9 protein-coding genes and 2 pseudogenes are annotated in these 12,585 nt (G+C 72.1%); 10 read left to right on the top strand and 1 reads right to left on the bottom strand.

Annotated features, from left to right (window positions below; genetic code table 11):
* Positions 1–25 precede the first annotated feature (25 nt).
* The 8 genes from ABT171_RS36690 (at position 26) to ABT171_RS36655 (ending at position 8,461) form a co-directional block, all read left to right on the top strand.
* Positions 26–1,219 carry a M6 family metalloprotease domain-containing protein gene (locus ABT171_RS36690; RefSeq protein WP_351250744.1) on the top strand — a complete coding sequence of 398 codons (1,194 nt, stop codon included), beginning with the start codon at positions 26–28 and terminating at the stop codon, positions 1,217–1,219.
* Positions 1,220–1,348: 129 nt separating this feature from the next.
* The gene (locus tag ABT171_RS36685) at positions 1,349–2,497 is read left to right on the top strand and encodes an NAD(P)/FAD-dependent oxidoreductase (RefSeq protein ID WP_351250743.1); all 1,149 of its coding nucleotides are present in this window, start codon (positions 1,349–1,351) and stop codon (positions 2,495–2,497) included.
* Positions 2,498–2,526: 29 nt separating this feature from the next.
* On the top strand, positions 2,527–2,841 hold the full coding sequence (locus tag ABT171_RS36680) for a (2Fe-2S)-binding protein (protein WP_351250742.1): 315 nt from the start codon (positions 2,527–2,529) through the stop codon (positions 2,839–2,841).
* A complete protein-coding gene (locus ABT171_RS36675; RefSeq protein ID WP_351250741.1) occupies positions 2,822–4,276 on the top strand; it encodes an FAD-dependent oxidoreductase in 1,455 nt (484 codons plus the stop codon). Before ABT171_RS36680 ends, ABT171_RS36675 begins: the two co-directional genes overlap by 20 nt.
* Positions 4,277–4,355: 79 nt before the next feature.
* Positions 4,356–5,264 carry a dihydrodipicolinate synthase family protein gene (locus ABT171_RS36670; RefSeq protein ID WP_351250740.1) on the top strand — a complete coding sequence of 303 codons (909 nt, stop codon included), beginning with the start codon at positions 4,356–4,358 and terminating at the stop codon, positions 5,262–5,264.
* 33 nt (positions 5,265–5,297) lie between these two features.
* A complete protein-coding gene (locus ABT171_RS36665; RefSeq protein ID WP_351250739.1) occupies positions 5,298–6,302 on the top strand; it encodes a proline racemase family protein in 1,005 nt (334 codons plus the stop codon).
* The gene (locus ABT171_RS36660; RefSeq protein ID WP_351250738.1) at positions 6,299–7,681 is read left to right on the top strand and encodes an aldehyde dehydrogenase family protein; all 1,383 of its coding nucleotides are present in this window, start codon (positions 6,299–6,301) and stop codon (positions 7,679–7,681) included. The genes ABT171_RS36665 and ABT171_RS36660 overlap by 4 nt, the downstream gene beginning before the upstream one ends.
* Before the next feature lie 93 nt (positions 7,682–7,774).
* A complete protein-coding gene (locus ABT171_RS36655) occupies positions 7,775–8,461 on the top strand; it encodes a GntR family transcriptional regulator (protein WP_351250737.1) in 687 nt (228 codons plus the stop codon).
* 163 nt (positions 8,462–8,624) lie between these two features.
* On the opposite strand, the pseudogene ABT171_RS36650 reads toward ABT171_RS36655, so the two are convergent.
* Positions 8,625–8,804: pseudogene (locus tag ABT171_RS36650) on the bottom strand (SpoIIE family protein phosphatase); the annotation flags it as partial.
* A gap of 581 nt (positions 8,805–9,385) precedes the next feature.
* On the opposite strand from ABT171_RS36650, the gene ABT171_RS36645 reads away from it, so the two are divergent.
* Together ABT171_RS36645 and ABT171_RS36640 are read left to right on the top strand one after the other, a co-directional pair.
* Entirely contained in the window at positions 9,386–10,999 is a 1,614-nt protein-coding gene (locus ABT171_RS36645; protein ID WP_351250736.1) for an alpha/beta hydrolase, read from the top strand.
* 1,061 nt (positions 11,000–12,060) lie between these two features.
* Positions 12,061–12,585, top strand: a pseudogene (locus tag ABT171_RS36640) (hypothetical protein); the annotation flags it as partial.

The following is a 12,585-nucleotide window of genomic DNA, read 5'->3' as shown; positions in this document are numbered from 1 at the left end:
CCCCGAGAGGAAGGCAAGGAGACACATGTCCACGACCAGACACAGGGTCCGGCCGCTCGGCGTCGCGCTCAGCGTGCTCATCCCCCTGGTGGGAGCCACCCCCGCGGCTGCCGCCTCGCACCTCCCGGCCGCCGGCGGCACCCCGGCCTCCGACTGCGCCCTGGCCGGCGGGACGGGCTGGACCGATGAGGGGCACAACACCGACTACACCCAGTTCCAGCAGCCCCTCGGCACCAAGCGCGTGCTGATGCTGTTCGTCGACTTCCCCGACGCCCAGGCCACGGACTCCACCACCGCCTACTACAAGGAACTCGCCGGAGCGCCCGACTGGATGCGCGAGGACTCCTACGGCCGGCTCAAGCTCGGCATCACCCCGTTGAAGCGCTGGGTGCGGATGCCGCAGGACTCCACCACCTACGGCTTCCAGCGGGGCATCACCTTCGCACAGCACGAGCTGTACGTGAGCCAGGCCGTCAAGGCCGCTGAACCGTATGCCGACTTCTCCGCGTACGACATGCTCTACATCGTCGCCAACAAGGCCGCCACGGCGATCAGCTTCTCCCCGACCTACCTGTACGACCCCGCCACCCCCGGCATCGACGTCGACGGCAAGCGCATCAAGTGGGCGGTGACATTCGGCCAGGACATGTGGCACTGGGGCTTCAAGGTCGCCGACCACGAGACCAGCCACACCTTCGGGCTGCCCGACCTGTACTCCTTCACGGGCGACACCCACCAGTACGTGCGCGGCTGGGACCTGATGGGCGACATCGCCGGACCCTCGCCGCAGCATGTGGGCTGGGAGCGCTGGAAGTTCGGCTGGATCGACGACGACCAGGTCGCCTGCCTCAACCAGGCCGGCAGCCGCACCGTGCGCCTGAAGGCCGTCGAAAGCCCGGGCGGTACCAAGATCGCCGTGATACGGACCGGCGAGACCACCGCCTACGTCGCCGAATCCCGCAAGGCGGTCGGCGCCGACGCCACGGCCTGTTCGAGCGGCGTACTCATCTACAAGGTGGATTCGTCCACCCAGACCGGCAACGGTCCGGTCCAGGTGGTCAACGGAAACCCCGGTGCCACCGCTCCCACGGGCTGCGCATCACTGGACATGGCCGCGTTCCGGCCCGGGCAGTCCTTCACCGATCCCGGCACCGGTGTCCGGATCGACGTCAAGAGCAGCGGCGCCCTGCATGACGACATCTCGATCACCAAGCAGTAGCCCCACGGGTACGCGGCCCACTCCGGCAGCCGCAGCGCGCCGGGGTGGCGTTCGCACCACCGTGCGGGTTCGGCGATCGGTCGGGAGCCACCCTTGGCAACGCTCGGTGCAATGTGAAATATTACAGCCGTGCTCAAGAGAAACTCCTCGGACGTGATCGTCGTCGGAGCGGGAGTCGTCGGCGCGGCCTGCGCCTACTACGCCACCCGCGCCGGTCTTTCGGTCACCGTGCTGGACCGCGGCCCCGTCGCGGGCGGGACCACCGGCGCGGGCGAGGGCAACCTCCTGGTCTCCGACAAGGAGCCCGGTCCCGAGCTCGAACTCGCCTTGCTCTCGACGCGGTTGTGGCGGGAGTTGGCCGACCCGCTCCCGCGGGAGGCCGAGTACGAGGCCAAGGGCGGCCTGGTCGTCGCCTCCGGTGCGGCGGGGATGGAGGCGCTGCGGGACTTCGCGGCCGGGCAGGAGAAGGCGGGCGTCGAGGCGGAGGAGGTCCCGGCCGACCGGCTCACCGACTTCGAGCCGCACCTGGCGCCCGGACTGGCGGGCGGCTTCCACTACCCGCAGGACGCCCAGGTCCAGCCCGCCCTCGCCGCCGCCCACCTGCTGCGCGCCTCCGGCGCGCGGCTCCGCCTCGGTGAGGATGTCACGGAGATCCTTACGGACGCGAAGGGCGAGGTGACCGGTGTGCGGGCGGCGAGCGGAGACCTGCACGCCCCGTACGTGGTGAACGCGGCCGGAGTCTGGGGCGGCGAGCTGGCCCGGCACGCGGGTGTGGAGCTGCCCGTCCTGCCGCGCCGCGGCTTCGTCCTCGTCACCGAACCGCTGCCGCGGGTGGTGCGGCACAAGGTGTACGCCGCGGACTACGTCGCCGACGTGGCGAGCGGATCGGCCGCGCTGCAGACCTCGGCCGTGGTGGAGGGCACCCCGGCGGGCCCGGTGCTGATCGGCGCGAGCCGTGAGCGGGTGGGCTTCGACCGCACGCTGTCGACCGAGGTCCTGCGCCGCCTCGCCGCGGGCGCCACCGCACTGTTCCCGGTACTGGCCGGGGTGCGGGCCATGCGGACCTACGCCGGCTTCCGCCCCTATCTTCCCGATCACCTGCCGGCGATCGGCGCCGATCCCCGCGTGCCCGGACTGCTGCACGCCTGCGGTCACGAAGGCGCGGGCATCGGGCTGGCTCCGGCCACGGGCCTGCTCATCGCCCGGCTGCTCGCCGGCGGTGAACTCCCCGTGGACGTCCGCCCGTTCCGGCCCGACCGCTTCCTGTCCGCCGCCTGAACGTCGTCGTCCTCAGAGAGGAGGCCGCAGTGGCCCGTACCCCTGGTGAACTGGTCGGGGCGCAGCCCGGTCCGTCGTTCGAGATCACCGTCGACGGTCGTACCGTCACCGCGCTGCCCGGGCAGTCCGTCGCCGCGGCCCTGTGGGGAGCGGGCATCGTCGCCTGGCGCACCACACGGGGCGGCGGTCGCCCACGCGGAGCGTTCTGCGGCATCGGGCAGTGTTACGACTGCCTGGCCACCGTCAACGGCGAGCCCAACCGGAGGGCCTGCCTGCTTCCCGCACGCCCCGGCGACGCGATCATCACCCAGGAGGGAGACGGCCATGCCGAGCTCGGCGTCTGAACCGTACGACCTGGCGGTGATCGGCGCGGGCTGCGCCGGGCTCGCCGGTGCCGTCACCGCGGCGGAACGGGGCTTGTCCGTCGCCGTGCTGGATGCCTCGGCGCAGATCGGCGGCCAGTTCTACCGGCACCCCGCCCCGGCCCTGCGAGCCGAACGGCCGCAGGCGCTCCACCACGACTGGGCCGCCTTCGCGGACCTGCGCCGGCGCCTGGAGGCAAGCGACGCCGAAAGCCTCCTCGGTCATCACGTCTGGACCGTGGTGAGCGAGGGCGACGGAGTGTGGGCCGTGCACGCCCTCACCGGTGCCGACGGCGACGGGAGGTGCCCGGTCCGGGTGCGGGCCCGCGCGATCCTGCTGGCGACCGGCGCCTACGAGCGGCAGCTGCCGTTTCCGGGCTGGACGGTGCCCGGAGTGGTGGGCGCCGGGGGAGCCCAGGCGATGCTCAAGTCCGGGCTCGCGCTGCCCGGCAGGCGGATCGTCGTCGCGGGCAGCGGGCCGCTGCTGCTCGCCGTCGCCTCTTCGCTCGCCGCGGCCGGCGCGCGCGTCCCCGCCGTCGTCGAGGCGTCCGGCTACCTCGGGTACGTCCGTCATCCGCGTGCCCTGGTCGGCAACCCGAGCAAGCTCGCCGAGGCCGCGGTCCACGGCACGGCCCTGCTGCGGCACCGGGTACGGCTGCGTACCCGCAGTGCGGTCACGCGGGTGCACGGCACCGACCGCGTGGAGGCCGTGACCGTCTCCCGCGTCGACTCGCGGTGGCGGCCGGTATCGGGCACGAGCCGGCGGATCGCGTGCGACGCGCTCGCCGTGGGACACGGGCTGGTCCCGCAGATCGAACTGGCGACCTCGCTGGGCTGCGCAACCCGGGAAACACCCGACGCGAGCTGCGCCCTCGTTCTGGACGACCTGCAGCAGACCTCCGTCCCCGGCATCTGGGCGGCCGGCGAGACCGGCGGCATCGGCGGCGCACAACTCGCGCGCGCCGAGGGCGAGTTGGCGGGTCTCGCGGTGGCCGCCCGGCTGCGCGGGACACCGCTCCTCACCGACGCCCGCCGGGCCCGGGAGCTGCGCCGCCGCCGCGACCGGATGCGAGCATTCGCCGACGCCATGGCCGCCGCGCACGCCCCCGCCCCCGGCTGGACCGACTGGCTCACGGGCGACACGGACGTATGCCGCTGCGAGGAGGTGACCGCCGGCCGCATCCAGGAGGCCGTCACCGACTTCGGCGCTCGCGACGCCCGTACGGTCAAGCTCCTCACGCGCGCGGGTATGGGCTGGTGCCAGGGCCGGGTCTGCGGGGCGGCCGTGGCCTGTCTCGCGGCAGGCGGGGACGGGGGAGTACCGCGGTCCGCCGAGCGCCGCCCCCTCGCGGTGCCTGTACCCCTGGGAGCGCTCGCCTCGCTCGACGAGCCGGGCGAGAGCGAGGCGGGTGACTGACCGCGCGGGCTCCTCTCCATGGACGCCGTTGTGCATCCGACTGTAAAATGTCACACACTATAGAAAGGTCGACGCGACAATGACCTCCACCTCGTGGAACCCCGACCGTCCCTGGCGCGGCATCATGGTCGCCACCGCGCTCCCGCTGCGCGCGGACCTCTCGGTCGACTACGACGCCTACGCCGAGCACGTCCGCTGGCTGATCGACAACGGGTGCGACGGAGTGGTCCCCAACGGCTCGCTCGGCGAGTACCAGACCCTCACCGCCGAGGAGCGCGCCCGCGTCGTGCGGACCGCCGTCGAAGCCGCGGGCGACGGTGCCCGGGTGATGCCCGGGGTCGCCGCCTACGGCAGCGCCGAGGCCCGGCTGTGGACCGAGCAGGCGGCCGAGTCGGGCTGCGGTTCCGTGCTGCTGCTGCCGCCGAACGCCTACCGCGCCGACGAGCAGGCCGTACGCGCCCACTACGCCGAGGTCGCCCGGGTGGGCGTGCCGGTCGTCGCGTACAACAACCCGGTCGACACGAAGGTGGACCTGCACCCGGCTCTGCTCGCCCGCCTCCACGCCGACGGAAGTGTGGTCGCGGTCAAGGAGTTCACCGGCGATGTGCGCAGGGCGTACGAGATCGCCGAACTGGCCCCCGGGCTCGACCTGCTGATCGGTGCGGACGACGTCCTGCTGGAGCTCGCGATCGCCGGCGCCGTCGGCTGGATCGCGGGGTACCCGAACGCCTTCCCCGCCACCTGCGCCCAGCTCTACCACGCCGCCACCGCCGGAGACCTGGAGACGGCGCTGCCCCTCTACCGGTCGCTGCACCCGCTGCTGCGCTGGGACTCCAGGACCGAGTTCGTGCAGTCGATCAAGCTCTCCATGGACATCGCCGGCCGCATCGGCGGCCCCACCCGCCCGCCCCGCTCCCCGCTCACCGCCGAGATCGAGGCCGGCGTGCGCGCCGCCACCGAGAAGGCCATCGCCCAGGGACACCACTGAACCGGCCCGTCACCCCACCGTGAAAGGACGTTCGTGCGTACTCGCCATGTCTTCCACGCCGTCGACTCGCACACCGAGGGCATGCCCACGCGCGTGATCACCGGAGGTGTCGGGGTGATCCCCGGCGCCACCATGGCCGAGCGCAGGCTCCACTTCATCGAGCACCTGGACCACCTGCGCACGCTCCTGATGTACGAGCCGCGCGGCCACGCCGCCATGAGCGGCGCGATCCTCCAGCCGCCGACCCGCCCGGACGCCGATGTCGGCGTGCTGTACATCGAGGTGTCCGGCCTGCTCCCCATGTGCGGGCACGGCACCATCGGCGTGGCCACCGTGCTCGTCGAGACCGGCATGGTCACCGTCACCGAACCGGTCACCACCGTCCGCCTCGACACCCCGGCGGGGCTCGTCTCCGTCGACGTACACGTCGAGGACGGGGCGGCGAAAGCGGTCACGCTCACCAACGTCCCCGCCTTCAGCGTCGGCCTCGACCGCAAGGTGGACGTACCCGGCCACGGGACGGTGACGTACGACCTCGCCTTCGGCGGGAACTTCTACGCCTTCGTCGAACTCGACGCGCTGGGGCTGCCGTTCGACCGGTCCCGCAAGGACGACCTGCTGGCGGCGGGACTCGCCGTCATGGACGCGATCAACGCCTCCCCGGACCGCCCCGTCCATCCGGTGCAGCCGGAGATCGCCGGGCTCAAGCACGTCTACCTCGCCGCGCCCGGCTCCGACGCACAGCGCTCCCGCCACGCCATGGCCATCCACCCGGGCTGGTTCGACCGCTCCCCGTGCGGCACCGGCACATCCGCACGGATGGCCCAGCTCCACGCCCGTGGTGCTCTGCCGCTGCACCAGGACTTCGTCAACGAGTCCTTCATCGGCACCGAGTTCACCGGCCGGCTCCTGGCGGAGACCGAGGTCGGCGGGATCCCCGCCGTCATTCCCAGCATCACCGGACGTGCCTGGATCACCGGCACCGCCCAGTACTTCCTCGACCCGGACGACCCCTTCCCCGGAGGATTCCTCCTGTGACCACCGCTCTGGCCCCAGTGGTCTCACGCAACCCGGCCGACCCCTCCGACATCCTGGTGCAGGTCGCCGCCCCGGGGGCGTTCACCGCCGCCGGCGTCGTGGAGCGGGCCCGCGCCGCCCAGCCCGGCTGGTTTCTGAGCGGCGCGAGCGCACGCGCGGCCGCGCTCGGTGCCGTCGCCGCCGCCATCGACTCCGCGGCGGACGAACTGGCCGCCCTCGCCGTGCGCGAGGTCGGCAAGCCGGTCACCGAGGCTCGGGCCGAAGTGGCCCGCACCGCCGCCATCTGGCGGTACTACGCCCAGGCCCCCTTCGAGTCCACGGGTGCCGTTCACGAGGCGGCCGACGGTGTGGGGCTCCTGCTGACCCGACGCCGCCCGCACGGAGTCGCGGCCCTGATCACTCCGTGGAACTTCCCCTTCGCGATCCCCAGCTGGAAGGCGGCCCCGGCGCTGGCGACGGGCAACACCGTGGTCCTGAAGCCGGCACCGGAGGCCACCGCGTGCGCCCAGCGACTGGCCGAGATCGTCCAGCGGGCCGTACCCGCCGGGGTCTTCACCGTGCTGCCCGGCGGACCCACCGAGGGCAACGCCCTGATCTCCGCCGCCGACGTGGTCTCCTTCACCGGCTCCACCGCCGTCGGCCAGGCGGTCGCCCGCACCGCCACCGCGCGGGGTGTCCCCGTGCAGGCCGAGATGGGCGGGCTGAACGCGGCCATCGTCCTGCCCGACGCGCACATCCCCGGGGCCGCCGCGCACATCGCCGCCGCGATCGCCGGATACGCCGGGCAGAAGTGCACCGCCACCAGCCGGGTGATCGCGGTCGGCGCCGCCCACGACCCGCTGCGCGAGGCCCTCGCCGAGGCGTTGCGAGCACTCCCGGTGGGCGACCCGGCCGACCCGGCCACGGTGTGCGGACCGGTCATCGACGAGAAGGCACGCGACCGGGTCATCCGGGCGCGGGAGGGTCTGCCGGTCATCGCGGCCGCCGCCGTCCCCGACGGGACGGACGGCTGGTACGCGGCACCCGCACTGGTCGAGAAGGTGCCGCCCGGCTGCCGGCTGCTGCGCGATGAGGTCTTCGGACCGCTGGCCGCGCTGCTGCCCGCCGACGACCTGGGGCACGCGGTCCGGATCACCAACTCCGTCCCGTACGGCCTGGTCACCTCGGTGCACACCGCCTCGCTCGACGCGGCACTGCACGGGCTCGATCACCTCGACACCGGCATGATCCGCGTCAACGCCCCCTCCACCGGCGTGGACTTCCACCTGCCCTTCGGCGGAGCCAAGGCCTCCAGCCACGGCCCGCGTGAGCAGGGACGCGCCGCCCTGGCGTTCTACACCTCGGGCCGCACCTACACACTGGCACCCGCCGGCACCTGAGCCGCACCGGCACCCGCGGTGACAACGTGACATTGTACGCTGGTGATCCGCTCGGCCACGAGGACAGCAGGGCACGAAGGGAAACACCCCACCATGGGCCACCTCAAGCAGCGCAACCTCATCACCACCAGGGAGCGGCTGCGCGACCAGGTCGCCCACGCCCTGCGCGCCGCGCTGATCTCCGGCGAACTGCGCCCTGGCGAGGTCTACTCGGCGCCCGGTCTCGCGGAGGACTTCGGTATCTCCGCGACACCGGTGCGCGAGGCGATGCTCGACCTGGCCCGGGAGGGCCTCGTCGAGCCCGTCCGCAACAAGGGCTTCCGCGTCACCGAGGTCAACGAACGCGACCTCGACCAGTACACCGAGATCCGCAGGCTGATCGAGGTTCCCATGGTCGGCCGGATCACCGGCAGCGCCACCCGTGCGGACCTGGAGGCGCTGCGCCCGGTCGCCGAGGAGATCGTGCGCGCCGCGCGGGAGCACGACCTCATCGGCTATCTGGAGGCCGACCGCCGGTTCCATCTCTCCCTGCTCGCGCTCGGCGGCAACGACCGGCTCGTCGAGACGGTCGGCGACCTGCGCAAACGGTCGCGCCTGTACGGGTTGACCGCCCTGGACGAGCGCGGCCAGCTGATCCCGTCGGCCGAGGAGCACATCGAACTCCTCGACCTGATGGTGGCGGGCGACGCGAAGGGCGCCGAGAAGTGCATGGGCCGCCACCTCGGGCATGTGCGTTCCCTGTGGGCCAAGGGAGCAGGAGACATGGAGCCGGTCGGGTAGTCCGCCGAGCGTCCGGTCGCGGATCGGCCTGAGCCGGATGGGTGGGTGTGCGTAGCGGATCGCATGGGTGACCAGCTCGCTCGCCAGTCAGGGGGATGTCCCGGACGCGGACGCGGTCGCTGCTCATGCGGAGCGCAGCCGCTCCAGTCCGTGGTCGATGCCGCGTCCGCGACAGGTGCTCGGCTGTGCCGTCCGGGGCGACGATCACCGGTGGTGGATGCCCGGCGCGGGCCACGGAGAAGCGACGGGAGACCGGACCGTGGACGCCGTACGCGCAGGTGGCGCCGAACTCGGCGGCATCGAGAGGGGCGTCGGTGGCGAGCGCGGAGGCCCTGCCGGTCACGGGACGGCAACGCCGGGTGTGCCGCCGGTGAGAACCGCCGCCGCCATGGCGGCCACGAGCAGGCTGGCGCGGGGGAGCAGCACATGCCTCCTGGGCATCAGAGCGCGTGTGTGTCGCGCGGTGCTCCCGCCACCACGAGACGCCGGTGAGCGTAGAGGATCAGTCCACGGCTCGCACAGCCTCAATTCGGTTATGTGCGGCTGGGATTGCCGCGGGACAGGCGTCGCCCACTGGACCGCGCTCGGCCTCGCGGGCCGTCCGCCCGGTCCGGGTGGCGTGCGGAAGAGGCCGGTGACCCATGGGCGGCGGCCGTCCACCGGAACTCCTCGACACACCAGCCATAACGCCGAGTTGTGCATGGGTGACGTCTCCCCGGCGGCACACTGACGGCCGAATACTCCTCCCCAGGCACACGGCCCATCGCCACGCACGCGGTCTGCCAGGCCAGGCGTCCCGTCCGGACGACCAGCTCCCGCCATGCCGCCACCGCGGCGCCGCGACCGCCGGGCTGGCGAGTCACAGTTGAGTAACGCCCACTCCAAGGGTGGTATGTGATATTGCACATGGCACATGATGCCTCCATGACAAAAGCTAGAGTCCTGCTCTCGGCCGTCGCCGCCATCGGCGGAGTCTGCGCGGGCATCACACCTGTCTCCGCCGCCTCCTCGCCGGCGCCCCAGGACACCGGTCAAGGCAAGCTCGCCTGGACCTCCTGTCACGACGCGACCACTCCCGCACTGCAGTGCGCCATGCTCGAAGTGCCGCTGGACTACACGCACCCGAACGGCGCCAAGATCAAGATCAAGGTGAACCGGCTCCCGGCCACCGCGCCCAGGAGCAGACGGCAGGGGCCCATCCTGCTGAATCCCGGCGGCCCCGGCGACTCCGGTCTGTGGATGCCCGCCTACATCTCCGGAAAGGTTCCCCAGGACGTCGCCTCGGCCTACGACTGGATCGGCTTCGACCCCCGCGGCACCAACGCCAGCGAACCCCACGTCACCTGCGACGCGCACTACTTCGACGCCGAGCGGCCCGACTACCAGGTCAGCCAGGGCACGTCGCAGGCATGGCTGGAGAAGTCGGCCGGGTATGCCGCCGACTGCGCCGCGAACTGGAGCTGGTTCCTGCCGCACATGACCACCGTCGACAACGCGCGCGACATGGACAGCATCCGGCGGGCGCTCGGCGTCCAGAAGATCAATTTCTACGGCGGCTCGTGGGGCACCTCGCTGGGCTCGACGTACGGCCAGCTCTTCCCTGCGCACGTGCGCCGGATGGTGCTCGACAGCATCGTCGGCCCCACCATCAGCTGGTACGACCACAACATCCTGCAGGACAAGGAACACCAGCGCCGGTTCGACGCGTTCGCTGCATGGACCGCCAAGGCCGACTCGGTCTACCACCTGGGCACGGACGCTGCCACCGTGGAGCAGAAGTACTACCAGGTCGAAGCCGCGCTGCGGACCAGCCCGGTAGCCGCCGCCCCGGCCCCCGGCAAGATCGGCCCCGCGGAGTTCGAGGACACCTTCTACGGTGGCGGATACAACTTCCTGCGCTGGCCGCAGATGGCAACCGTACTGTCGGCCTACCTCACCAAGAACGACACCCGCCCGCTGCAGAGCGCCTACAACCGCTATGCCGCCCCGGGTGCCGACGACGGCACCTTTCCGGCCTACAACGCGGTCCAGTGCACCGAGAACAACTGGCCGCGCGACTGGGAGTTCTGGAAGAGGGACCAGGCCAAGGTCAACGCCGTCGCGCCCTTCTACACCTACAACAACATGTGGTACAACGCCGCCTGCATGTTCTGGCCCTACCAGGGCAACCCGGCCGGCCGGCTGAAGATCACCGGCAAGGGCCTGCCGCCCGTGCTGCTCTTCCAGGCCACAGAGGACGCCGCCACCCCCTACCAGGGCGGCCTCGCCATGCACAAGGCACTGCCCGGATCCAAACTGGTCGTCCAGAACGGCGGCAGCTTCCACGAGATCCTCTTCCACGGCAACGCCTGCCTGGACGACACCTTCACCGCCTACCTGCGAGACGGCAGCCTCCCCGCGGGCAAAGGCGTCATCGCCAAGACGTGCGCACCCGAACCCGACCCCACCCCGGTCTACGTGACGCCGCCCCCCGCCGCCATGACAGCCGGTCCCGCCCTCCCGGCCACAGATCCCCAGGCCATCCACGGCGCCAGGTAGCGCAACGCTCCCGCTGCACAGGAGGGTCGGGTAGCCCGGGGCCATCGCACCCCCGGGCTACCCGGCCGGGGGAAGGAGCCGGAGAGCACGGAGCGCGAGTGTTCCCTGTTCCAGGCCGGCCCTTCCAGCCTGCCGGAGACCTGCGGCGGCAGCGCGCACGCCTGGCGCCGTACCCGTCGGCGGACGGGGTGTTGGCAGATGCCCGGCAGCTATGCGAGATCACGGTCCGGTGCCGACGGGACCCACCACCGCAACCCGTCCACCGCGCCGCCGTTGGCCAGCACGTGGATGACGAAACGAGCTCCACCCGCCTCCTGGGCGCCTACTGGCTGGACCTGGCCGGCCGGCACCCGAGAAAGCCCTGCTGCTCCTTCGGCCCAGCCCCACAACCGCGTGTGCGCGGAACATATATCGTCCGGACCGCCCTGACAGTGGCCGCCTGCGGCCTCATCCTGACCGCCCTCGCCCTCACCGCCATCGGCTGACAACGAGGCGCTGGACAACGGTGAGTCGTGACGAAGCCCCCAACCAGCGCTTGTCCCGCACGGACGCACCTTCGGCGCTGTGGCGCTCTCCACCTGCGTGACCGCGAACGACAGACGTCTATCAGGTCGAGGTCCACCCATCCGCACACCGCCCTCACGGACCTGCTCCCCACTCTCCTGGCCATGGCCGCCCCCTACTTCGAATCCCGCCACCCGCTTCGAGGATCTCCTCGACCGGCTCGTCACGAGCGAAACGCACCTGGGCGGTCACACCGGCGTCGTCGACTACCTGATCGAGACGGCCACCGTTGGCCAAAGTGGATACTCTCCGTAGTGAATTGCCGGGTCGGCCGACGGATTCCCCTCGCGTCGCCATGACCGGTCGTGTGCGAGTCGTACCGATCTCCTTCCACTTCAATTCCCTTGCGTCGCTGGGGTATCGGGCTCTTGTGCGAGGACTCATACCAGAGCGGGACCAATCCTGCGGGACTTTGTCAACTGCCCCCCGCACATGAGGGGGAGGCGACTACTGTCAGTGGCCGCATGGCAGCCCGACGGACAAGTACGAGGATCCAGATGTCTCACCTCCGAGCACCGGCCGGCCGTGCCGACCGCCGGGAGGGCGGACGGCACGGGCGACCGGTCGCCCGACCCACTCCCGCACTGCCCGAGACGCACATACGGCCCCAGCTCATGCGGCTCGCCGTGCTGCCGCCCGTCGCGGTCGCCCTCAGCGCCGCCGCCGCCGTTCTGTTCAGCATCCGGTCCTCCGGCGCCCGCACCGGGCCCATGCTGTGGGCCGTGCTCGCCGGAGCGGTCACCGTGACCGTCGCCGCCGTCCTCATCGCCGCCGTGGCCGCCGACCGTGCCGCCCGCTCGGTCTCCGACCGCGTCGCCGCCCTGCGCCGTACCGCCGCGCACGGCGAGGCCGACCTGCACGCCCTGGTCGACGCGCTGCGCCAGGGCGAGACCCCGCCGCAGCGCCCGTCGCGCCGCCGCCCGCCCGAGGACGCCGACGACTTCGAACTGCTCGCCGCCGACCTGGACCGCGCGCCCCACCCCGCCCCCCCCCCCCCCGGCGGCCCCCCCCCCCCCCCCCCC

Source organism: Streptomyces sp. NPDC001851 (assembly GCF_040297165.1).
Lineage (GTDB): Bacteria > Actinomycetota > Actinomycetes > Streptomycetales > Streptomycetaceae > Streptomyces.
This window is presented reverse-complemented; position numbering and strand designations above follow the sequence as displayed.